General features: G+C 69.8%; 23 protein-coding genes. 4 read left to right on the plus strand and 19 right to left on the minus strand.

Features of this window, described 5'->3' with window-relative positions:
- Positions 1 to 52 precede the first annotated feature (52 nt).
- On the plus strand, positions 53 to 1,495 hold the full coding sequence (locus ACO2Q3_RS08280; protein WP_423306088.1) for a sulfotransferase: 1,443 nt from the start codon (positions 53 to 55) through the stop codon (positions 1,493 to 1,495).
- On the opposite strand, the gene ACO2Q3_RS08285 is transcribed toward ACO2Q3_RS08280, so the two are convergent.
- The 6 genes from ACO2Q3_RS08285 to mce form a co-directional block, all read right to left on the minus strand.
- Complete coding sequence (locus ACO2Q3_RS08285; protein WP_423306089.1) at positions 1,483 to 2,136, minus strand: HAD family hydrolase; 654 nt, start codon at positions 2,134 to 2,136, stop codon at positions 1,483 to 1,485. The genes ACO2Q3_RS08280 and ACO2Q3_RS08285 overlap by 13 nt on opposite strands.
- Before the next feature lie 4 nt (positions 2,137 to 2,140).
- Positions 2,141 to 2,836, minus strand: coding sequence for an ABC transporter ATP-binding protein (locus ACO2Q3_RS08290; protein WP_423306090.1), 696 nt, complete (start codon positions 2,834 to 2,836; stop codon positions 2,141 to 2,143).
- Entirely contained in the window at positions 2,829 to 4,103 is a 1,275-nt protein-coding gene (locus tag ACO2Q3_RS08295) for a lipoprotein-releasing ABC transporter permease subunit (protein WP_423306928.1), read from the minus strand. Before ACO2Q3_RS08295 ends, ACO2Q3_RS08290 begins: the two co-directional genes overlap by 8 nt.
- Before the next feature lie 56 nt (positions 4,104 to 4,159).
- Positions 4,160 to 5,479, minus strand: coding sequence for a proline--tRNA ligase (gene proS, locus ACO2Q3_RS08300; RefSeq protein ID WP_423306091.1), 1,320 nt, complete (start codon positions 5,477 to 5,479; stop codon positions 4,160 to 4,162).
- Positions 5,480 to 5,618: 139 nt separating this feature from the next.
- Positions 5,619 to 5,882, minus strand: coding sequence for a DUF1467 family protein (locus ACO2Q3_RS08305; protein WP_423306092.1), 264 nt, complete (start codon positions 5,880 to 5,882; stop codon positions 5,619 to 5,621).
- On the minus strand, positions 5,882 to 6,310 hold the full coding sequence (gene mce, locus ACO2Q3_RS08310) for a methylmalonyl-CoA epimerase (RefSeq protein WP_423306093.1): 429 nt from the start codon (positions 6,308 to 6,310) through the stop codon (positions 5,882 to 5,884). Before mce ends, ACO2Q3_RS08305 begins: the two co-directional genes overlap by 1 nt.
- Before the next feature lie 123 nt (positions 6,311 to 6,433).
- Here mce and ACO2Q3_RS08315 point away from each other — a divergent pair, with 123 nt between their 5' ends.
- The 3 genes from ACO2Q3_RS08315 to ACO2Q3_RS08325 are packed head-to-tail and all read left to right on the plus strand — an operon-like array spanning position 6,434 to position 8,184.
- On the plus strand, positions 6,434 to 7,045 hold the full coding sequence (locus ACO2Q3_RS08315; protein ID WP_423306094.1) for a hypothetical protein: 612 nt from the start codon (positions 6,434 to 6,436) through the stop codon (positions 7,043 to 7,045).
- Complete coding sequence (locus ACO2Q3_RS08320) at positions 7,038 to 7,454, plus strand: transcriptional regulator (protein ID WP_423306095.1); 417 nt, start codon at positions 7,038 to 7,040, stop codon at positions 7,452 to 7,454. Before ACO2Q3_RS08315 ends, ACO2Q3_RS08320 begins: the two co-directional genes overlap by 8 nt.
- Positions 7,455 to 7,464: 10 nt before the next feature.
- Positions 7,465 to 8,184, plus strand: coding sequence for a di-trans,poly-cis-decaprenylcistransferase (locus ACO2Q3_RS08325; protein ID WP_423306096.1), 720 nt, complete (start codon positions 7,465 to 7,467; stop codon positions 8,182 to 8,184).
- A 160-nt stretch (positions 8,185 to 8,344) separates the two neighbouring features.
- Here ACO2Q3_RS08325 and ACO2Q3_RS08330 read toward each other — a convergent pair whose 3' ends face one another.
- The 13 genes from ACO2Q3_RS08330 to nuoG all read right to left on the minus strand — a co-directional run bounded on the left by ACO2Q3_RS08330 (position 8,345) and on the right by nuoG (position 22,415).
- A complete protein-coding gene (locus ACO2Q3_RS08330) occupies positions 8,345 to 9,214 on the minus strand; it encodes a glycerophosphodiester phosphodiesterase family protein (RefSeq protein ID WP_423306097.1) in 870 nt (289 codons plus the stop codon).
- Positions 9,211 to 10,890: a ribonuclease J gene (locus ACO2Q3_RS08335; protein WP_423306098.1), complete on the minus strand. Its 1,680-nt coding sequence runs from the start codon at positions 10,888 to 10,890 to the stop codon at positions 9,211 to 9,213. Before ACO2Q3_RS08335 ends, ACO2Q3_RS08330 begins: the two co-directional genes overlap by 4 nt.
- Positions 10,887 to 11,669: a type III pantothenate kinase gene (locus tag ACO2Q3_RS08340; RefSeq protein WP_423306929.1), complete on the minus strand. Its 783-nt coding sequence runs from the start codon at positions 11,667 to 11,669 to the stop codon at positions 10,887 to 10,889. The genes ACO2Q3_RS08335 and ACO2Q3_RS08340 overlap by 4 nt, the downstream gene beginning before the upstream one ends.
- Positions 11,666 to 12,403, minus strand: coding sequence for a biotin--[acetyl-CoA-carboxylase] ligase (locus ACO2Q3_RS08345; protein WP_423306099.1), 738 nt, complete (start codon positions 12,401 to 12,403; stop codon positions 11,666 to 11,668). Before ACO2Q3_RS08345 ends, ACO2Q3_RS08340 begins: the two co-directional genes overlap by 4 nt.
- Positions 12,404 to 12,436: 33 nt before the next feature.
- Positions 12,437 to 13,867, minus strand: coding sequence for an NADH-quinone oxidoreductase subunit NuoN (nuoN, locus tag ACO2Q3_RS08350; protein ID WP_423306100.1), 1,431 nt, complete (start codon positions 13,865 to 13,867; stop codon positions 12,437 to 12,439).
- Positions 13,868 to 13,877: 10 nt separating this feature from the next.
- Positions 13,878 to 15,365, minus strand: coding sequence for an NADH-quinone oxidoreductase subunit M (locus ACO2Q3_RS08355; RefSeq protein ID WP_423306101.1), 1,488 nt, complete (start codon positions 15,363 to 15,365; stop codon positions 13,878 to 13,880).
- 2 nt (positions 15,366 to 15,367) lie between these two features.
- Entirely contained in the window at positions 15,368 to 17,467 is a 2,100-nt protein-coding gene (gene nuoL / locus ACO2Q3_RS08360; protein WP_423306102.1) for an NADH-quinone oxidoreductase subunit L, read from the minus strand.
- 1 nt (position 17,468) lies between these two features.
- Complete coding sequence (gene nuoK, locus ACO2Q3_RS08365; protein WP_423306103.1) at positions 17,469 to 17,777, minus strand: NADH-quinone oxidoreductase subunit NuoK; 309 nt, start codon at positions 17,775 to 17,777, stop codon at positions 17,469 to 17,471.
- Positions 17,774 to 18,388 (minus strand): NADH-quinone oxidoreductase subunit J, encoded by a 615-nt coding sequence (locus ACO2Q3_RS08370; protein WP_423306105.1) that lies wholly within the window; start codon positions 18,386 to 18,388, stop codon positions 17,774 to 17,776. The genes nuoK and ACO2Q3_RS08370 overlap by 4 nt, the downstream gene beginning before the upstream one ends.
- Positions 18,389 to 18,555: 167 nt before the next feature.
- Positions 18,556 to 19,047, minus strand: a complete 492-nt coding sequence (nuoI, locus tag ACO2Q3_RS08375) for an NADH-quinone oxidoreductase subunit NuoI (RefSeq protein WP_423306106.1) — start codon at positions 19,045 to 19,047, stop codon at positions 18,556 to 18,558.
- Positions 19,048 to 19,053: 6 nt separating this feature from the next.
- Positions 19,054 to 19,275 (minus strand): hypothetical protein, encoded by a 222-nt coding sequence (locus ACO2Q3_RS08380; protein ID WP_423306107.1) that lies wholly within the window; start codon positions 19,273 to 19,275, stop codon positions 19,054 to 19,056.
- On the minus strand, positions 19,275 to 20,348 hold the full coding sequence (nuoH, locus tag ACO2Q3_RS08385) for an NADH-quinone oxidoreductase subunit NuoH (protein WP_423306108.1): 1,074 nt from the start codon (positions 20,346 to 20,348) through the stop codon (positions 19,275 to 19,277). Before nuoH ends, ACO2Q3_RS08380 begins: the two co-directional genes overlap by 1 nt.
- 6 nt (positions 20,349 to 20,354) lie before the next feature.
- Positions 20,355 to 22,415 carry an NADH-quinone oxidoreductase subunit NuoG gene (gene nuoG / locus ACO2Q3_RS08390; protein WP_423306109.1) on the minus strand — a complete coding sequence of 687 codons (2,061 nt, stop codon included), beginning with the start codon at positions 22,413 to 22,415 and terminating at the stop codon, positions 20,355 to 20,357.
- Positions 22,416 to 22,420 lie beyond the last annotated feature (5 nt).

Below are 22,420 nucleotides of genomic sequence, written 5' to 3' on the forward strand. Positions count from 1 at the left end.
GGGGGGCCGCGTCGCTTGACGGCGCGCGGCCCTTGCCCGCCAAGTCCGGTCGATGTCGCATCCGCCGCCGACGCCCTCCCCCGACCTGAGCGACCTGCTGACCCGGGCCGCCGGCGCCTATGCCGCGGGCCGGCTCGCGGACGCCGAGGCCGCCTATGCGGAGGCCGAGCGCCTGGCGCCGAGCGACTTCCGCGCCCCCTATTCCCGCGCCGTGATCGCCCTGCGGCTTGGCCGGTTCGATGAGGCGCAGACCTGGCTGAGGCGGGTCGTCGGCCTGGAGCCCGGCCACTTCGCCGCCTGGCACAACCTGGGCGCCGCAGCCCAGTCGCTGCAGCGCTGGGACGAGGCGGCCGACGCCTTCGCCCGGGCCCTGGCGCTGCGGCCGGACGCGGCGGAGACCGCCTTCAACCTCGCCACCGCCCTGGCCATCCTCGGCCAGACTGAGGAGGCCGCCGAGGTCTACCGGCGTCTGGCGCGCCAGGCCGGTCCGCGCCTGGCCGCCCTGGTCCGCCTGGCGATGCTGTCACCGGCCGGTGTCGACGCCGCCGGCCTGGCCGACCTGGAGGCCGCCGCCCGGCGGGCGACCGGCGACGACCTCGCCCCCCTCGCCTTCGCCGCCGCCGCCGTGCACGACGCGGCGGGCCGCGACGACGCCGCCTTCGCGGCCTACGCCGCCGGCAACGAGGCCAGGCGCGCCGCCTTGATGGCCGGGCCTGCGGACCGGCGCCCCGCCGCCGTGCAGGCCGATTATGACGCCGCGGCCAGGACTGCTCGGGCGCGCACGGCGCCCCCGCCCCTGCCTGACGCGACCGGTCCGGTGCCGATCTTCATCGTCGGCATGCCCCGGTGCGGCTCGACCCTGGTGGAGCAGATCCTCGCCGCCCATCCGCAGGTCCAGGGGCTCGGCGAGACCGCGGCCCTCGGCCAGGCGCTGGACGCCCACGGCGAGGACCTGCTTGCCGCGCGCGAGGCCTATCTGGCGGCGCTGCGCCGGTCCGGGTGGGACGGCGAACGGCGGCCCGTCGACAAGACCCTGGAGAACCACCTGCGGCCGGACCTGATGCGGGCGATGTTTCCCCGGGCGGTGATCCTGCACGCCGTGCGCGACCCGGTGGAGACCGCCCTGGGCTGCTATCGCCAGCTGTTCGCCAGCGGCAACGAGACTCTCTACGACCTGGTCGACATCGCCGTCGCCTATCGGGCCTATCGCGGGCTGGTCGACCACTGGCGCGCACACCGGCCGGGCCTGATGGTCGAGGTCGCGCACGCGCGGCTGGTCGCCGAACCGGAGGCGGCGATCCGCTGGCTGGTGACCGACGCCTGCGGCCTGCCGTGGGATCCGGCGTGCCTGTCGTTCCACCGCGCCAAGCGGCCGGTGCGCAGCGCCAGCGCCGCCCAGGTGCGCCAGCCGATCTTCGCCGCTCGCCCGTATCGCGCGCGCTGGGCCGGCCGTGTCGACGGCCTGATCGCGGCGCTGGGCGACTACGCCGGCTGAGCCGCCCCGAGCAGCGCCGGCAGCTGCGCCAGGCTGTCGATGCGATGATCCGCCTGCGCCGCCTCCGGCCAGTCTGCGTGGATGAAGCCCCAGGGCCCGCGCCGGATGAACACCGAGGTCATGCCGGCGGCGCCGGCGGGTAGCACGTCGTTGTCCAGCCGGTCGCCGACATAGGCGATCTCCGCCGCCGGAAAGCCCGCCGCCTCGACCACCTTGTCGAAGAAGGCCTGCGACGGCTTTTCCACGCCCCAGCGCTCCGAGGCGGCGATGAAGTCGGCGGGAACCTGGGCCTCGGCCAGGGCGGCTTCCGCCTCGGCGGGCTGGTTGCCGGCCAGGCCGATTCTCAGGCCCGCGGCCTTGAGGGCGTTCAGGCAGGGAATGGCGTCGGGATAGAAGTCGCCCGGCTCGAACCGGTAGCGCCAGCCGGAGGCGCGACGCTTTGCGAACTCCGCTTCGAGGTCCCGCCCCGGGGCGGCGATCTCGAACACTCGCCGGTGATGCCACCGCCGTTCGATCACCGCCCCCATGGCCGCGAACAGGGTAAAGCGGGTGACCCCCAGCCAGTCGGCCATCTCCCCCCACTGCCGGGTCTCGTCGACCAGGGTCTCGCCGACATCGAACACCACCGCACGGATCGGCATCGGTTCAGGCCTTCTTGCGCTGCAGTTCGACCAGCGCCCCGTCCTTCAGCCGCACGACCCGGTCCATGTGCTGGGCCAGCTCGAGGTTGTGGGTGGCGATCAGGGCGGCCACCCCGGTGGCGCGCACCAGGTCATATAGCGCCTTGAACACCTGGGTGGAGGTGTCCGGATCGAGGTTGCCGGTGGGTTCGTCCGCCAGCAGCAGGCGCGGGCTGTTGGCCAGGGCCCGGGCGACGGCCACCCGCTGCTGCTCGCCGCCGGAGAGCTGCGCCGGCTGGTGGTCGAGACGCTCGGCAAGGCCCAGCCGGGTCAACAGCTCGCGGGCCCGGGCGCGCGCCTCGCGCTGGCCTCGGCCGCCGATCAGGTTCGGCAGGGCGACATTGTCCAGCGCCGTCAGCTCCGGCAGCAGGTGATGGAACTGGTAGACGAAGCCGATCTTGGCCAGGCGGATGCGGGTGCGCGCCCGCTCCCCAAGTTCGCCGCAGGCCTGGCCGCCGATCTCGATGGTCCCGGCCGTGGGGTGCTCCAGCAGGCCGGCGGCGTGCAGCAGCGAGGACTTGCCGGAGCCGGACGGGCCGACCAGGCCGACGATCTGCCCCGGGAAGATGTCCAGGTCGGCGCCCTTCAGCACCGACAGGGTGCGGTCGCCGGTGACGTAGTCGCGGTGCAGGCCGCGGATGCGCAGGACCGGCTCACTCATAGCGCAGAGCCTCGACCGGATCGAGGCGCGAGGCCTGCCAGGCCGGGAACACGCTGGCGACGAAGGCCGCGGCGGTCGAGCCGACCGCCACGATCACCACCTGGCCCCAGTCGAGCTTGGCCGGCACGTGGGCCAGGAAATAGACGTCGGCGTTGAACACCTTCTGGCCGGTCACATTCTCCACCAGCGTCTGGATCGCCTCGATGTTGGCGCAGAACAGCACGCTCAGCAGCAGGCCGGTGAAGGTGCCCAGCACGCCGATGGTCGCTCCGGCCATCAGGAAGATGCGCAAGATCGCCCCGCGGCTGGCGCCCATGGTGCGCAGGATGGCGATGTCGCGGCTCTTGTTCTTCACCAGCATGATCAGGCCGGAGATGATGTTCATCGCCGCGATCACCACCAGGCAGGCCAGGATCAGGCCCATCACGTTGCGCTCGACCATCAGCGCCTCGAAGAAGTTCTTGTTCTTCTCGGTCCAGTCGGTGATCGGCGTGTTGGCGCCGACGATCGGGCGCAGCAGCGGGGTGACCGCGGCCACCTTGTCCGGGTCGTCGAGATTGACCTCGATGAAGTCCACCGCCGTGCCGCGGCCGAAGAACAGCTGCGCCTGGCTGAGCGGCATGTAGACGAAGGCCTGGTCGTATTCGCTCATGCCCACGGTGAACAGGCCGCCCACGGTATAGGTCTTGCGCGTCGGCAGGGTGCCGAACGCCGTGGCCCCGCCCGACGGCGAGGTGATCGAGATCGGGTCGCCGACGCCGACGCCCAGGCTCTCGGCCAGCTTGGTCCCGACGATCACCACGTCGCCGCCGTCCTCGCCCTCGCCGAAGCCCTTCAGGCTGCCCGGCTTGATGTGGTCGGAGACGATGCGGGTGGCCGCCAGGTCCGACGGCTCGACGCCGCGGACGATGGCCCCGGCCGCGCCCAGGGGTCCCTGGGCCAGCGCCTGGGTCTCCACCACCGGCTCGGCCTGGATCACCCCGGGCAGGGTGCGGATGCGCTTGACCATCTGGTCGCGCGCCTCGGGCGAAAGGCCATCGCCCATCACGTAGACATGGCCGTTGAAGCCCAGGATCTTGCTGATCAGTTCGCTGCGGAAGCCGTTCATCACCGACATGACGATGATCAGCACCGCCACCGCCAGGGTGATGCCGACGTAGGCGATGATCGAGATCAGGGCCACCCCGCCCTGGCTGCGCTTGGCGCGCAGGTAGCGGCCGGCGATGTTCCGTTCCCAGGCGCTGAACGGCGGCGCCGGGGCGATCAGCGCCGCGCGCTCCCGCTCCCGGGCTGTCGCCCCCGCCAGGGTGTCGGAAGGCGCGCTCACCCCGCGATCGCCGTCAACGCATCGTCGAGCGACAGGGTGCGGCGCTCGCCGGTGGACCGGCGCTTCAGCTCCACCACCCCGTCCTTCAGCCCGCGCGGGCCGACGATCAGCTGCCAGGGCAGGCCGATCAGGTCCATGGTGGCGAACTTGCCGCCCGGCCGCTCGTCGGTGTCGTCCAGCAGCGGTTCCTTGCCGGCCACGGTCAGAACCTCATAGGCCTTGGCGCAGGCCGCGTCGGTCTCCGCATCGCCGGGGCGCAGATTGATGATGCCGACGCCGAACGGGGCGACCGCCTCGGGCCAGATGATGCCGTCGTCGTCGTGGCAGGCCTCGATGATCGCCCCGGCCAGGCGCGAGACCCCGACCCCATAGCTTCCCATCTGCACCGGCCGGTCGACGCCGTCGGGGCCGGTGACGTTGGCCTTCATGGGCTTGGAGTATTTGTCGCCGAAGAAGAACACCTGGCCGACCTCGATGCCGCGCGCGGTCATCCGATTGTCCTCGGAAACCTCCGATTCGTACCGCGCGGCGTCGTGCACGTCCTCGGTGGCGGCGTAGAGGGTGGTCCATTGCTTGATGATCGGCGTCAGGTCGCCTTCGTAGTCCACGCCGGCGTCCGGGATCGGCAGGTCCAGCACCCGCCTGTCGCAGAACACCGCGCTCTCGCCGGTCTCGGCCAGGACGATGAACTCGTGGCTGAGGTCGCCGCCGATCGGCCCGGTCTCGGCCTTCATCGGAATCGCCGTCAGCCCCATGCGCGCGAAGGTGCGCAGGTAGGCGACGAACATCTGGTTGTACGAACGACGCCCGCCGGCTTCGTCGAGATCGAAGGAATAGGCGTCCTTCATCAGGAACTCGCGCCCGCGCATCACCCCGAACCGGGGCCGCTGCTCGTCCCGGAACTTCCACTGGATGTGGTAGAGGTTCTTCGGCAGGTCCTTGTACGAGTGGACATAGGCCCGGAAGATCTCGGTGACCATCTCCTCGTTGGTCGGGCCGAACAGCAGCTCGCGCTCGTGCCGGTCGGTGATGCGCAGCATCTCCTTGCCGTAGTCGTCGTAGCGGCCGCTCTCGCGCCACAGGTCGGCGAGCTGCAGGGTCGGCATCAGGAGTTCGATGGCGCCGGCGCGGTCCATCTCCTCGCGCACGATCTGCTCGATCTTCTTCAGCACCCGGTGGCCCAGCGGCAGCCAGGCGTAGATCCCCGCCGCCTCCTGGCGCAGCATCCCCGCGCGCAGCATCAGCCGGTGCGACGGGATCTGCGCCTCCGAAGGGGTCTGCTTCAGGACAGGCAGGAAATAGCGCGACAGGCGCATGAGGCATCCTCTGGATCAGCGGGACGCCGAGATAGCCCTGGCCGCCCGCGGTTGGCAACGCGCGGCCGTGGTTCCGCGCAGCTTGGATCACGGAGCGGGTCGCGGGCGGAAAACCGGACCCACTTTCCTCGCCCCGCGCTTAGATCTGCGACGGGTCCGGCAGGTGGATCAGGTGGAAGTACAGCACCAGCCAGAACGCCGCGAACACCAGGGCCGAGACCCAGGTGGTGGTGATGAACTTGCGGCGCAGGTTGGGGTTCACCGGCGAGGACGGGTCCCCGCCGCCCGGCACCGGGATCCCCGCCTCATGATGGCTGGTCGAGCCCAGCGGCAGGACGCAGAACAGCACCGTCCACCAGATGGTCAGGAAGATGGCGATGTTGGTAGGCAGGGGCAGGATCATCAGTGTGCGTGCTCGGGCTCGGCCATCAGTTCGACGAGGACCCCACCCATGTCCTTCGGATGCACGAATATCACGGGAACCCCATGGGCGCCCATCCTCGGTTCGCCGGTGCCGAGCACGGTGGCTCCCTTGGCCCGCATCTCGTCGCGCGCGGCGATGATGTCGGGGACCTCGAAGCACACGTGGTGCTGGCCGCCCTTGGGGTTCTTGGCCAGGAAGCCGTGGATCGGCGAGGCCTCGCCGTAGGGCTCGATCAGCTCGATCTGCGAATTGGGCAGGTTGACGAACGACACCCACACCCCCTGCTCCGGCAGGGCCCTGCGCTCGGTGATGCGGTCGGCGGGCACGCCCAGCACGTCGCGGTACAGCTTCCAGGATTCCTCGATGGACGGGGTGGCGACGCCCACGTGGTTCAGTTTGCCGATCATGGCCAAGTCTCCGGTTTCGAGCAGCGCATAAGCCCCCTCCCCACCGTCAGGCAATGGGCCCTCTCGACACACCTTGCATCGCAGTATACTTTGCATTGCAAAGCACGAGGGACTCCGCCGCGCATGAGCGACTTCGACCGGGCGCTCGCCCAGATCAGCGCCATCCGAAACCAGATGGCCAAGGCCACGGAATTCCGCGGCTATGGCCCGGCCACGTTCGCCGTCACCGGCGCCGTGGCGGCCCTGGCCGGCCTGGCGCAGCAGCGCTGGCTGATCCATCCGGCCGCCCAGACCACGGCCTGGCTGGCGCTGTGGATCGCCGTCGCCACCGTCTCGGCGGCGGTGATCGGGGTGGAGATGGTCGGCCGCTCGCGCCGGCTGCACGTGCACCTGGCCAACGACATGATCCGCGCCGCGGTGGAACAGTTCCTGCCGGCGGCCGTCGCTGGGGGCGCCCTCACGGCGATCCTTGCCAGCGCCGCGCCGCAGAGCCTGTGGATGCTGCCCGGCCTGTGGCAGATCCTGTTCGGCCTCGGCGTCTTCGCCTCCTGCCGGTTCCTGCCCCGGCCGATGCTGCTGGTGGGCTGCTGGTACCTGGGAACCGGGCTGCTGTGCCTCGCCCTCGGCGGCGGCGTTCAGGCGCTCGCCCCCTGGACCATGGCCGCGCCGTTCGGCGTGGGCCAGGTGCTGGTGGCCGCGGTGCTGCGGCTGTCGGCGGGAGGCGGCGATGACTGATCCCGTGCCGACGCCTCAGGACCCGGCGGGCGAGAGCGGCCGCTACGCCTACGACGGCCTCGACCGACTGATCCACGAGCGTGCGCGCCTGGGGGTGCTGACCTCGCTGATCGGCCAGCCCCGGGGCCTGGCGTTCGGCGACCTGCGACGGCTGTGCGACCTCACCGACGGAAACCTCAGCCGGCATCTGGCGGCGCTGCAGGAGGGCGGCCTGGTCGAGGTGATCAAGCGCTTCGAGGGCGCCCGGCCGCTGACCGTCTGCCGCATCACCGACGCCGGCCGCGCCCGCTATCTGGACTACCTGGCGGTGCTGGAACAGGTGGTGCGCGACGCCGCCGCGGCCGCCAAGGCCGGCGCCGCCGACCCCGCCGCCAACCCCCTCGCCAACCCCGGCCTCGCGCCGAGCTGAGGATGCCGCGATGACCCAACCCTTCCACGTCGCCATCAGCATGGACGGCAACGGCCGCTGGGCCACCCGCCGCGGCCTGCCGCGCGGCCTCGGCCACAAGGCCGGCGTGCAGACCGTGCGCCGCATCGTCGAGGCCGCCCCCGACCTCGGCGTGACCACGCTCACCCTGTTCGCATTCTCGGCCAACAACTGGAACCGGCCGCAGGTCGAGGTCGACGGGCTGATGATGCTGCTGGACGCCTATCTGCGCAGCGACGCGCGCAGGTTCGTCGAGAGCGGCGCGCGCCTGACCCTGATCGGCCGCCGCGACCGCCTGCCGCCCAGCCTGGTGCAGGCCATCGAGGCGGTCGAGGCCGCCAGCGCCGGCGGGCGGCGGCTGCACCTGCGCATCGCCATCGACTATTCCGCCCGCGAGGAGATCGTCCGCGCCGCCAACGACTGGCGGGCCCTCCCCGCCGCCGTCGCGACCGGCCCGGCGCTGGACGCCTTCAGCCGCCTGGTGGCCGGCGCCGCCGACGCCGAGGCCGTGGACCTGATGATCCGCACCGGCGGCGAAAAGCGCCTCTCCGACTTCCTGCTGTGGGAATGCGCCTACGCCGAACTGTGGTTCACCGACACCCTGTGGCCGGACTTCACCGAGGCCGGCTTCGCCGCCGCGGTGGAGGACTTCCGCCGGCGTGAGCGACGGTTCGGCGGGCTGAGCGCCGGAGAGCAACGGGCGGCGGGGTAGGCCCATGGGCCCTTCCCTTCTGTCATCCCGGAAAGGCGCGCAGCGCCTTGTCCGGGACCGCCGGAAACGCCGATCTTTCGGTTGGTGGGTCGTGCGCTGGCGCCTGCCGCGGTCCCGGATATCCGCTTCGCGGATTCCGGGATGACAGAGAGATGGAAGTTCACCGCCCCCAGGCCGGCCCGGCCACCGTGGCGCTCCAGACGCCCAGCGCCTGCATCCGGGCGATGTCCGCGGCGTGGTTCAGGCCCCAGGGGCCGACCTTCAGGCCCAGGCGCGCCGCCTCGGCCACGCGCTCGGGGGTGACGTCGGTGTAGTACGGCGACCATTCCATGCCGCCGTGGGCCTTGATCGCCGCCAGGTCGGAGCCGCCGTGGCGGTGGGCGTCGAAGCCGTCGAACCACGGCGAGGCCTCGCCCTCGGCGCCCAGGGCGTCGCCGGCCAGGCGGCGGGGGATGGTCAGGTGGGCGGTGGCGATCGCCGGGTTGAGGGCCGCCGTGCGACGCAGCACCTGCCAGTCGAAGGCGATGATCTTGGCGTGCTCGACATAGTCATGCGCGGTGATGGCGGCGACCACGGCGTCGGTGAAGGCGATCGGCTCGGGCGCCAGGTCCGGATCGGTGGGGTCGGTCTTGATCTCGATGTAGAACAGCCGCCGCGGCCCGGACGCCGCCTTCAGCGCTTCGAACAGGGCGTCCAAAGTCGGGACCGGCTCGTTGTCCCAGTGCTCGCGCTGGGGATGCTCAGGATCGTCGGCCTTGTCCGGGCGGGTGGCCCCGACGTCATAGCGCTGCAGCTCGGCCAGGGCGGTGTGCCTGATCACCGGCCCGGCGCCGGTCAGCCAGGCGCCGTCGAGGCGGGTCTGGCGGCGGCTGAGGCGATAGTCGTGATGCGCCACCACCTGGCCGTCGGCGGTGATCTGCACGTCGATCTCGACCCCGTCGACCGGCGCGTCGAGGCAGCGGCGCAGGCCGCCCAGGGTGTTGGACGGCCAGACGCCATAGCCGGTGGCGCCGGCGACGATCAGGGTCACAGTCTCAGCACCGTCGTCTCCACCACCGGACGCCGCTCCCAGATGCGATAGGCCGCCTTCTTCACCGCGCGGCTCAGCGCGGTCTCGACCTGGTCGTCATCGCTACGCTGTTCGGACGACAGTTTCTTGAGCGCCGTCTCGGCCTCGTCGGCCAGTTCGTCCAGCAGGTCCTCCAGCTCGTCGTCCTCGTCGCCGGGCAGGCCCAGCGCGCGGACCTGCGGCCCGGAGGCGATGCGCCCCTTGGCGTCCAGCGCCACGGCGACGGTGAGCATGCCGTTGAAGGCGATGTGGCGGCGTTCGCGCAGCGCCTCGCCGTTCTCCGGCGTGACCATGCCGGCGTCGACATACAGCCGCCCGGCCGGCACCTCGTCGATGATCGCCACCTGGCCGGGGGCCAGGCGCACCATGTCGCCGTTGCGCGGGGCGATGGCCTGCGGCACCTGCAGGTCCCTGGCCAGGGCCACGTGCTCCAGCAGGTGGCGGCGCTCGCCGTGGGTCGGCACCGCGATCTGCGGGCGGGCCCATTGGTACATGCGCTTCAGCTCGTCGCGGCACGGGTGGCCGGAGACGTGGATGCCCGGGTGGTCGCGCTCGGTGTAGAGCCGCACCCCGCGGTCGGCGAGCTTGTTCTGCAGGTTGCGGATCGGCACCTCGTTGCCGGGGATCACCCGCGAGGAGAACACCACGCTGTCGCCCTGCCCCAGGTTCACGTGGCTGTGCGAGCCATCCGCCACGCGCGACAGGGCGGCCCGCGCCTCGCCCTGGCTGCCGGTGCACAGGTAAAGCACCTTGTCGGCCGGGAAATAGCCGGCCTCGGCGTCGGAGATGAACGGCTGCACGCCCTGCAGCAGCCCCACCGAACGGGCCGCGGCGGCCATGCGGATCATCGAGCGGCCCACCAGGCAGACCCGGCGGTCGTTGGCCTGGGCGGCGCGGATGATGCTGTCCATACGCGCCACGTTGGAGGCGAAGCAGGCTGCGGCCACCTTGCCCTTCAGCTGGCCGATCAGGGCGTTCAGCGTCTCGCGCACCATGCCCTCGGAGCCGGCCTCGCCGTCCACGAACACATTGGTGGAATCGCAGACCATGGCCAGCACGCCCTCGTCGCCCAGGCGGCGGATGGCGTCCTCGTCGGTGGGCGCGCCGGTCAGGGGATCGGGGTCGATCTTCCAGTCGCCGGTGTGCAGGATGGTGCCGAGCGGCGTCCTGATCGCCAGGCCGTTGGGCTCGGGGATCGAGTGGGTCAGGGTCAGCAGGCTGACCTCGAACGGGCCCAGCTGGATGGTGCCGCCCAGCGGCACCTCGGTGATCTTCGCCTCGCCCAGCAGGTCCGCCTCGCGCAGCTTCTCGCGCAGCAGGAAGGCGGTGAAGGGCGTGGCGTAGAGCGGCGCCTTCAGCCTGGGCCACAGCCAGGCCACGGCGCCGATGTGGTCCTCGTGCGCATGGGTCAGCACGATGCCGAGGATGTCGTCGGCGTGGTCCTCGATGAAGGTCGGGTCCGGCAGGATGATCTCGACGCCGGGCGTGGTCTGGTCGCCGAAGGTGACCCCCAGGTCGACGACGATCCACTTGCGGGCGTCGGGCGGGCCGAAACCGTACAGATTGAAGTTCATGCCGATCTCGTTCGAGCCGCCGAGCGGCAGGAAGACGAGTTCGTCTTGCTTTGATTTTGTCATTGTTTCCCGAAATGGGGATTGCGCCGATAGATTTCGAGCATCCCCAGGATGGTCAGATCGTGATCCCAGCGATCGATGGCGGTGGTGGCGTTCTCGAACAGGCTGGCGACGCCCCCGGTGCCGATTACCGTCATGGGCTTGCCGAACTCGTCCTTGATCCGCCGGATCAGGCCCTCGATCAGGGAGATGTAGCCCCAGAACACCCCCGACTGCATGGCCGAGACGGTGTCGGTGCCGATCACCGCCTGGGGCTTCTGGATCGCCACCCGCGGCAGGCGCGCGGCGGCGTTGTGCAGGGCCTGCATCGACAGGTTGATGCCCGGCGCGATGGCGCCGCCCTCGAAGGCGCCGTCCGCGGCGACCACGTCGAAGGTGGTGGCCGTCCCGGAATCGATGATCAGCAGCGCCCCGGGATAGGTGATGTGTGCGCCGATGGCGTTCACCAGCCGGTCGGCGCCAGCCTCGGAGGGCTTCTGGATGCGGATCTCGATGCCCAGGTCGACGTTCTCGCCGATCACCATCGGCTCGACGTGCAGATAGCGGCGCGACAGGTTGCGCAGGTTGAAGATCGACTGCGGCACCACGCTGGATATGATGCAGCCGTCCAGCGCCCCCAGGGCCAGGCCGGCCATGGACAGCAGCTGCGACAGCCAGACGGCGTATTCGTCCGCCGTGCGCGTGGCCTCGGTCGCCGCCCGCCACTGGGCGATCCAGGTCTCGCCGTCGTGCACGGCGAAGAGGGTGTTGGTGTTGCCCTGTTCGATGGCCAGCAGCATCAGGCGCTCCCGAAAAACACGTCGCCGGCGGTGATGCGCCGCAACTCACCGCCGGCCAGCCGCAGCCGCAGCGCGCCGTCGGCGTCCAGCCCCTCGGCGACGCCTTCCACCGTCTCGTTGGCCAGGCGCGCGGTGCAGGCCTCGCCCAGCCCCATGGCGCGCTGCGTCCAGGCGTCGGCGATCGCGGCGAAGCCGGCGCTCTCCCACAGGACGCGCCAGCGCTCGAACGCCTCGGCCAGCACCCCCAGCGCCTCCAGCGGCGGCGGCGGCGGACCGGCCATGTGCTCGGCGAAGGCGGTGGCCGGCCGCTCGGCCTGTTCCGGCGGCGTGGCCAGGTTCACCCCGATGCCGACCGCCAGCCACAGGCCCCCGGCCGGATGCGCGCCGGACTCCACCAGCACGCCGCTGGCCTTGCGCCCGGCGATCATCGGGTCGTTCGGCCACTTCAGCGCGACCAGGGCGCGGGGCACATAGGTCGCGGCCAGGTCGGCCACCGCCAGGGCGGCCACGAAGGACACCTGCGCCGCCTCGGCGGCCGGCTTGTGGGTGATGGTCAGCAGGGTGGCGGCGAGGTTGCCGCCGCCGGTTTCCCAGCTGCGGCCCCGCCGGCCGCGCCCCGCGGTCTGGCGCGTGGCGGTGATCCAGATCGGGCCGATGGCGCCCGCCTCGGCCCGCCGCCGCGCCTCGGCGTTGGTGGAGTCGATCTCGTCCAGCGCCTCGATCGGCGGGAACGCCATCCGGCTAGAGCCCTCTGGGATCGGACAGGATCACTAGTGCAGGCCCAGGCCGGCCGCGGCGGCGGCGGACGACACGTCCAGCAGCTTCAGCGCGACCAGCACCACCGGCATGGCGAACAGCGCCGTGGCGTAGGCCACCACCCGCGCGCCGCCGGCCGGGGCGTCGGTGGTCCCTGGCGCCGCGTCCAGCCACATCACCTTGATCAGGCGCAGGTAGTAGAAGGCCGCCACGACCGAGCCGACCAGGGCCGCCACCGCCACCGCCGGCATGTAGCCGCCGGCGCCGATCGCCGCCTTGAACACGTAGAACTTGCCGAAGAAGCCGCTGAACGGCGGCAGGCCCAGGGCCGACAGCGAGAAGGCGGTCATCGCCAGGGCCAGGCCCGGACGCTCGCGCATCAGGCCGGCCATGTCGTCCATGGTCTCCATCGGCTTGCCGTCGCGGCTCAGCGCCGCCAGGCAGGCGAAGAAGCCGGTGACGTCGATGGTGTAGAGCACCATGAACATCAGCATCGACTGCACGCCCGCCTGCCCGCCGGCGGCCAGGCCCACCAGGGCGTAGCCGATGTTGGCGATCGAGGAATAGGCCCACAGGCGCTTGAGGTTCTTCTGCGCCAGGCCGGCGAAGGCGCCGACCGCCACCGAGGCGAGCGCGATCAGCGCCAGCACCTGACGCCACTGTTCGATGTCGGCGCCGAAGCCTTCGCTGAGCACCCGGGCCAGCAGCACCATGGCGGCGATCTTCGGCGCGCCGGCGAAGAAGCCGACGATCGGCGTCGGCGCGCCCTCGTAGACGTCGGGCGTCCACATGTGGAACGGGGCGGCGGAGACCTTGAAGGCCAGGCCGCAGATCAGGAACACCAGGCCGAACAGGATGCCGGGGCCGGCGTGCGCCTGCACCACATGGGCGATGACGTCGAACCGGGTCGAGCCGGCGAAGCCGTAGATCAGCGAGGCGCCGTAGAGCAGCAGCCCCGACGACAGGGCGCCCAGCACGAAATACTTCAGGCCGGCCTCGGAGCTCTTGGCGTCGTCGCGCTGGAAGGCGGCCAGGATATACAGCGCCAGGGAATGCAGCTCGATGCCGACGTAGAGGCTGATCAGGTCGCCGGCGGAGGCCATCATGCCCATGCCGAGCGCGGCCAGCACCACCAGCACCGGGAACTCGAAGCGGGCCGTGCCGCGCTTGACCATCCAGGCGTCGCCCAGCGGGATGGCCACGGCGCTGGCGGCGTAGATCGCCACCTTGGCGAAGGCGGAGATCTGATCGGCGACCAGGCCGCCGGAGAAGGCGCGGCCGAACGGTCCCACCGCGGCCGCCACGGCGCCCGCCGCCAGCACCGCCACGGCGGCCAGCGAGAACACCGGGCCACGGCCCAGGAAGGCGCCCAACATCAGCAGCAAGAGCGCGCCGACGGCTAGGATCAGCTCCGGCGCGGCGAGAGCGAGGAGATCGAAGGACATGTCGCGCGCCCTACTTGCCGGCGGCCGCGTTGAACGCAGCCACCAGGTGGTCGACCGAGGCGTTGGTCAGGTTGAACACCGCGTTGGGCTGAACGCCCAGCCACAGGGTGCCGATGATCAGCGGCAGGAAGATCAGCGCCTCGCGCCGCTCCAGGTCGGTGATGCCGGCCAGGGCCGGGTTGGTCATCTGGCCGAACACCACGCGGCGATAGAGGCTGAGCGCATACACCGCCGACAGGATCACCCCGGTGGCGGCGATCAGCGCCGTCCAGGTCGAGGCGCCGTAGACCCCGGTCATGGTCAGGATCTCGCCGACGAAGCCGCTGGTGCCGGGCAGGCCGACGTTGCCCATGGTGAACAGCATGAACACCGCCGCGTACCACGGCATGCGGTTCACCAGACCGCCATAGAAGGCGATCTCGCGGGTGTGCATGCGGTCGTAGACCACGCCCACGCAGAGGAACAGCGCGCCGGAGATCAGGCCGTGGCTGAGCATCTGGAACAGCGCACCCTGCTCGCCCTGCAGGTTGCCGGAGAAGATGCCCATGGTGACGAAGCCCATGTGGGCGACCGAGGAATAGGCGATCAGCTTCTTGATGTCCGTCTGCCGGAACGCCACCAGCGAGGTGTAGACGATGGCGATCACCGACAGGCCGAACACCAGCGGCGCGAACTGGGCGCTGGCGTTGGGGAACATCGGCAGCGAGAAACGCATGAAGCCGTAGCCGCCCATCTTCAGCAGGATGCCGGCCAGGATCACCGACCCCGCGGTCGGCGCCTCGACGTGCGCGTCCGGAAGCCAGGTGTGCACCGGCCACATCGGCATCTTCACCGCGAACGAGGCGAAGAAGGCCAGCCACATCCAGGTCTGCACCGCCGGCGCGAACTTGAAGGCCATCAGCTGCGGGATCGACGAGGTGTGGGCGATCAGGATCATGCCCAGGATCGCCGCCAGCATCAGCACCGAGCCCAGCAGGGTGTAGAGGAAGAACTTGAAGGCCGCGTAGACCCGGTTCTTGCCGCCCCAGATGCCGATGATCAGGAACATCGGGATCAGCTGGCCCTCGAAGAACAGGTAGAAGAGGATCAGGTCCAGCGCGCAGAACACGCCGATCACCAGGGTCTCCAGGACCAGGAAGGCGATCATGTATTCCAGCACGCGGTTCTCGATCGACTTCCAGCTGGCCACCACGCAGAGCGGCATCAGGAAGGCCGTCAGCAGCACGAACAGCACCGAGATGCCGTCGACGCCCATGCGGTAGTGCAGGCCGGCGAACCAGTTGGCGTCTTCCAGGAACTGGAAGTCGGTCCGCGTCGGGTCGAACTTGCAGACGACTGCGACCGCCAGGACCAGCGTGAGGACCGTGGTCCAGAGCGCGATCCACTTGGCGCCGTTGACCGTGCGCGGATCGTCGGGCTTGCCCGCGACCCGCAGCAGCAGGATCGCCGCGACGCCGACCAGCGGCAGGAAGGTGGTGAGGGAGAGGATGCCGGCCATGGTCAGAAGCTGTACAGCGCGTAGGTGAGCAGGGCCGCCACGCCGAGGAGCATGACGAAGGCGTAGTGGTAGACGTAGCCGGTCTGCAGCCGTCCGGTCCCCTTGCCGACGGCGTAGGACACCGCCGACACCCCGTTGGGTCCGAGGCCGTCGATCAGCTTCTGGTCGCCGCCCTTCCAGAACAGGTCGCCCAGGAACTTGGCGGCCCGCACGAAGGTGGCGTCATACAGCTCGTCGAAGAACCACTTGTTGTAGAGGAAGGTCCACAGCGGGCCCTTGCGGGCGGCCAGCCGGGCGCCGAAGCCCTCGTAGCGGATGTAGGTGAACCAGGCGATCACGAAGCCGGTGGCGGTCACCGCCAGCGGGGCCCAGACCACCTGCGGGGGCAGCTTGCCCTCGGTGTCCAGCACGTGGTTGCTCGGCAGGTTGAAGATCGCGCCGCGCCAGAACGCCTCGCGCCCTTCGCCGACGAACAGGGTGTGGAACGCCCAGCCGGCGAACACCGCGCCCACCGACAGCACGACCAGCGGGAGCAACGCCACCCAGCCGCTTTCATGCGGCGTGTGCGCGTGCCCATGGTCGTCGTGCCCATGGCCGTGGTCGTCCTCGAGCGGCTCCGAATGGGTCTCGATCTGGGCGTGGCTGACGTGGTCGTCGGCGCCGTGCGCGGCGTGGGCGTCGTCATGGCCGTGCGCGTCGGCGTGGGCCCACTTGGGCGTGCCGTGGAAGGTCATGAAGATCAGGCGCCAGGAATAGAAGCTGGTCAGGCCCGCCGCGAAGATGCCGACCACGAAGGCGAAGCCGGCGACCGGATTGGTCAGCCCCGCCAGGTAGGCGGCGTTGATGATGGCGTCCTTGGAATAGAAGCCAGCGAAGCCGATCTCGCCGATCGGCGAGCCGACGCCGGTGATGGCCAGGGTGCCGATCAGCATCACCGCGTAGGTGACCGGCATCAGCTTCCACAGGCCGCCCATCTTCCGCATGTCCTGCTCGTGGTGCATGCCCATGATCACCGAGCCGGCCCCCAGGAACAGCAGCGCCTTGAAGAAGGCGTGGGTGAACAGGTGGAACATGCCGCCCTGGTAGGCTCCGACGCCCGCGGCGAAGAACATGTAGCCCAGCTGCGAACAGGTCGAATAGGCGATCACCCGCTTGATGTCGTTCTGCGCCAGGCCGACCGTGGCGGCGAACAGCGCGGTGACCGCGCCGATCAGGGTGACGATGCCCTTGGCCGTCGGCGCGTACTCGAACATCGGCGACAGCAGGCAGACCATGTAGACGCCGGCGGTGACCATGGTCGCCGCGTGGATCAGGGCGCTGACCGGGGTCGGGCCCTCCATGGCGTCCGGCAGCCAGGTGTGCAGGAAGAACTGCGCCGACTTGCCCATGGCGCCGACGAACAGCAGGGCGCAGGCCAGGTCCAGCAGATGGTAGCTCTGGCCGGCGAAGTCCCAGGTGAGGTGCGCGTGCGAGGCCACCAGGGGGAAGATCTCGGCGAACTTGATGGTCCCGAACGACCAGAACACCGTCATGATGCCCAGGGCGAAGCCGAAGTCGCCGACCCGGTTGACCACGAAGGCCTTGATCGAGGCCGCGTTGGCGGTGGGCTTGTGGTACCAGAAGCCGATCAGCAGATAGCTGGCCAGGCCCACGCCTTCCCAGCCGAAGAACAGCTGCATGAAGTCGGCGGCGGTCACCAGGGCCAGCATGGCGAAGGTGAACAGCGACAGGTAGGCGAAGAACCGCGGCTTGTGCGGGTCCTCCTCCATGTAGGCCCACGAGTAGACGTGGACCAGGAACGACACCGTCGTCACCACGATCAGCATCACCGCCGACAGGGTGTCGACCCGCACGCTCCAGGCGGAGCGGAACTTGCCGACGTCGATGAACGGGGCCAGCTCGACGGTGAACGGGTGGTTCCAGGCGCCCCAGGCCACCTGGGTGAAGGTGGTCCAGGCCAGCAGGCACGCCAGGCCCAGCAGGCCCGTGGTCACGATCATGGACAGCCGCGTCGGGATGAACCGGCCGCCCAGCCCGGCGATCGTCGCGCCCAGCAGCGGGGCGAAGACGAGACTGGTTACGATGAGCTCAGGGGTGGTCATCTCAGCCCTTCATCATCGAGGCGTCGTCGACGGCGATGTCGCCGCGGTTGCGGAAGAAGGTCACCAGGATCGCCAGGCCCACAGCCGCCTCGGCGGCGGCCACCGTCAGCACGAACATGGCGTAGATCTGGCCCACGACGTCGTGCAGGAACACCGAGAAGCTGACCAGGTTGATGTTCACGGCCAGCAGGATCAGCTCGATCGACATCAGGATGACGATCACGTTCTTGCGGTTCACGAAGATGCCGAACACGCCGATGGTGAACAGGATCGCCGCCAGGCCCAGATAGTGCGCAAGCCCTATGGTCATGCCTCGATCCCCTCCCCGGACTTGATGGTGACGATGCGCATGCCCTTGGCCGGCGTGCGGGCGACCTGGGCGGAGATGTTCTGCCGCTTGACGCCTTCGCGGTGCTTCAGGGTCAGCACGATGGCGCCGATCATCGCCACCAGCAGCACCAGGCCGGCCGCCTGGAAGAAGTAGATGTAGTCGGTGTAGAGCACCCGGCCGATGGTCTCGACGTTGTCGAAGCCGGGCTCGGCGGCCATCGGGCCGGCGGATTTGCCGGCCTGGCCCTGGTGGGCGACGTTGACGGCGACGATCACCATCACGACGATGAGCCACAGCCCGACCAGGCCGCCCAGCGGCAGGTAGCGGGCGAAGCCCTGGCGCAGGGCCGCGAAGTCCACGTCGAGCATCATCACGACGAACAGGAACAGCACGGCCACGGCGCCGACGTAGACCACCACCAGCAGCATCGCCAGGAACTCGGCCCCCATCATCACGAAGAGGCCGGCGGCGGAGAAGAAGGCGGTGATCAGGAACAGCACCGAGTGCACGGGGTTGCGCGCCGAGACGACCCCCAGCGCGGCGCCGATGACGCCTGCGGCGAGCAGGTAGAAGGCGATGGCCTGCAACATGGGGCCGGTCGAACTCCGTCTCTTAGGGCGCGGCACGGGGGGCGCGAAGCCCAGCCCCTGACTCGCGGGTTGCTCATAGCGCGTTCGGGAGCCCGGGGAACAGGCCCGGACGCCCAAACAGTCTCAATCTCTCCCCGGGACCTTGCAGCCCCGGCTACGGCGCCGCCTCAGCGATACGGCGCGTCCAGTTCCAGGTTCTTGGCGATCTGGCGCTCCCAGCGGTCGCCGTTCGCCAGCAGGCGGTCCTTGTCGTAATAGAGCTCTTCGCGGGTCTCCACGGCGAACTCGACGTTGGGTCCCTCGACGATGGCGTCCACCGGGCAGGCTTCCTGGCACAGGCCGCAGTAGATGCACTTGACCATGTCGATGTCGTAGCGGGTCGTGCGGCGGCTGCCGTCGACGCGGGGCTCGGCCTCGATGGTGATCGCCTGCGCCGGACAGATCGCCTCGCACAGCTTGCAGGCGATGCAGCGTTCCTCGCCGTTGGGATAGCGCCGCAGGGCGTGCTCGCCGCGGAAGCGCGGCGACTGCGGGCCGCGCTCGTTGGGATACAGCACCGTCGCCTTGGGCGCCGCCATGTAGCGCAGGGCCATGACGAACGCCCCGCCGAAGTCCATCAGGGCCGCGCCCTTGATCGCCTGGTTGATGCGCTGGAACATCTGGTCCTAGCTTCCCTTACCCATCTTGCACGCGTAGTCGCCCAGTTCGGTGGAGTCGCCGCCGCTCTTCAGCTGCAGCTGGCCGCCATGGGACTTGCACTCCTCGGACGCCTTCTTCAGGGCGTCGTAGTTCGCATCCCCGTTGGGCGCATTGTAGTTGGCGTTGGAGGCGCAGGCCCCCAGGGACACGCCCGCCACCGCCAGCAGAAGGAGGCTCGCGCGGCGCATCAGCCGAGCACGCCGTAGACGCGAAGGCCGGCCACCAGCACCACCGCGACGCCCGAGGTCGGCAGGAACACCTTCCAGCCCAGACGCATCAGCTGGTCGTAGCGGTAGCGCGGCACGATCGCCTTCACGAGCGCGAACATGATGAACCACAGGGTGATCTTCACCCACAGCCACGCCAGTCCGTAGAAGGACTGAGCCGTCGCCGGCCACGAATGCACGAACGGCAGATCGATCGGCGCCTGCCAGCCCCCGAAGAACAGGATGCTGAGCATGGCGCACATCAGGATGATGTTCGCCAGCTCGCCGATCATGAACAGCAGGAAGGGCGAGGACGAGTATTCCACCTGGTAGCCGGCCACCAGCTCGGACTCCGCTTCCGGAAGATCGAACGGCGGGCGGTTGGTTTCGGCGAGCGCCGAGATGAAGAACACGATCATCATCGGAACCATCACCACGGTGGCGATCAGGTGCTGCCACCCACCGGCGCCGCCGCCGAAGACGTTCCAGTTCCAGAAGCCGCCGGCCTGCTTCTCGACGATCCCCTGCAGGTTCATCGTGCCGGACAGCAGGATCACCGTGATGATCACGAAGCCGATCGAGACCTCGTAGCTGACCATCTGCGCGGCCGAGCGGAGGCTGCCCAGGAAGGGGTACTTCGAGTTCGAAGCCCAGCCGCCCATGATGATGCCGTAGACGCCCAGCGAGGAGATGGCGAACAGGTAGAGGATGCCGACGTTGATGTTGCTGATCACCCAGCCGGGGCCCATCGGCACCACGGCCCAGCCGATCAGCGCCAGGGCGAAGGTGATCAGGGGCGCCAGCAGGAAGACGAACTTGTCGGCGCCCGCCGGGACGACGATCTCCTTGATCACGAACTTGAACAGGTCGGCGAAGGACTGCAGCAGGCCGAACGGCCCAACCACGTTGGGGCCCTTGCGCATCTGCACGCCGGCCCAGACCTTGCGGTCGCCCCACATGTAGAAGGCCAGCAGCACCAGCACCCCGACGGTGATCAGGAGAATCTGCCCGAGGTGCAGCAGGAACCAGCCGAGGGGGGTGCTCCAGAAGTCCATGCGCCCCTACTCCGCGGCGATCTTGGCGGGGCCGCTGGCCAGGGCCGCGCACTCGGCCATGGTCACGCTGGCGCGCGCGATGGGATTGGTCAGGTGGAAGGCCTTCACCGGGCTGGCGAACGGCGCGTCCGCGACATCGCCGGCGGCGCCCAGGGCGCCGAGATCGAACGCGGTCGGGATCGAGCCCGGCGCGTGGTCGATCTGGCCGAAGCTCGGATGGTCGGCGAACAGCTTGGCGCGCAGTTGCTCCAGCGTGTCGTAGGGCAGCTTGGCCCCGACCCGCTCGGACAGCGCCCGCAGGATCGCCCAGTCTTCCCGGGCCTCGCCCTTGGGGAATGCGGCGCGCTCGCCGCGCTGCACCCGGCCCTCGGTGTTGACATAGAGGCCGGCCTTCTCGGTGTAGGCCGCGCCTGGCAGGATCACGTCGGCGCGGTGCGCGCCGGCGTCGCCGTGGGTGCCCAGGTAGACGATGAAGGCGTCGCTCTGGCTGAGGTCGAGCTCGTCGGCGCCCAGCAGGAACAGCACGTCCAGCGCACCCTTGGCCACCATCTCGCCGGCGCTCTTGCCGCCTTCGCCGGGGACGAAGCCCAGGTCCAGCCCGCCCACGCGCGCGGCGGCGGTGTGCAGCACGTTCCAGCCGTTCCAGTCGTCGCGCACGACCTTGAAGGTCTTGGCGACGTCGGCCGCCGCCTTAAGCACCGCCGCGCCGTCGGCGCGGGCCAGAGCCCCCTGCCCGATGATGATCGCCGGGTTCCTGGCCTCCTTGAAGGCCTTGACGAAGTCCGACTTCGACTTGGCCAGGCCGGTCAGGCCGGCGGCGCCTGCGCCCAGGTGGTCGTAGCCGAAGGTCAGGTCGGCGGCCTCACCGATCACGCCGAAGCGGGTCTTGCCGGCCAGCCATTGCTTGCGGAAGCGCGCGTTCAGCACCGGCGCCTCGAGGCGCGGGTTGGTTCCCACCAGCAGCACCACGTCGGCGGTCTCGATGCCGGCGAGGGTGGAGTTGAACAGCCAGCCCTCGCGCGGGCCGCCGCCCAGGGCCGCGCCGTCCTGGCGGCAGTCGAGGTTCTTCACCCCGGCGCCGCCGAACAGGTCCAGCGCCGCCTTCATCGATTCGGCGTCCTGCAGATCGCCGGCGATCACGCCGACGCGCTCGGGAGAGCTGGCCTTGATCTTGTCGGCCACCGCGCCCAGGGCCTCGGCCCAGGTGGCCGGCTGCAGCCTGCCGCCGACGCGCACGAACGGCCGGTCCAGCCGCTGGCGCGAAAGGCCGTCACAGGCGTAGCGGGTCTTGTCGGAGATCCATTCCTCGTTGATCTCGTCGTTGGTCCGCGGCAGCACGCGCAGCACCGCCGGCCCGCGCACGTCCACCCGGATCGCCGAGCCCAGGGCGTCCATCACGTCGACGGTCTCGGTCTTCTTCAGCTCCCACGGCCGGGCGTTGAAGGCGTAGGGCTTGGAGGTCAGCGCGCCCACCGGGCACAGGTCGATGACGTTGGCCGACAGCTCGCTGCCGACGGCCTTGTCGAGATAGGTGGTGATCTCCACGTCCTCGCCGCGGCTGATCAGGCCGATGTCCGGCACGCCGGCCACCTCCGTCACGAAGCGCACGCAGCGGGTGCACTGGATGCAACGGGTCATCACTGTCTTGATCAGCGGACCCATGTACTTCTCTTCGACCGCCCGCTTGTTCTCCTCGTAGCGGGTCTCGTCGCGGCCGTAGCCCATCGACTGGTCCTGCAGGTCGCACTCGCCGCCCTGGTCGCAGATCGGGCAGTCCAGCGGGTGGTTGATCAGCAGGAACTCCATCACCCCCTTGCGGGCCTTCTCGACCATCGGGGTGTTGGTGAAGATCTCCTGGTTGTCCGCCGCCGGCAGGGCGCACGAAGCCTGCGGCTTCGGCGGGCCGGGCTTAACCTCGACCAGGCACATCCGGCAGTTGCCGGCGATGGAGAGGCGTTCGTGATAGCAGAACCGGGGAATCTCTTCCCCGGCCAGTTCGGCGACCTGGAGAACGGTCATGCCGTTCTCGAATTCGACTTCGACGCCGTTGACCTTGGCCTTGGGCATGCTCG

The sequence above is a fragment of the Caulobacter sp. KR2-114 genome, assembly GCF_049446115.1.
Lineage (GTDB): Bacteria > Pseudomonadota > Alphaproteobacteria > Caulobacterales > Caulobacteraceae > Acaudatibacter.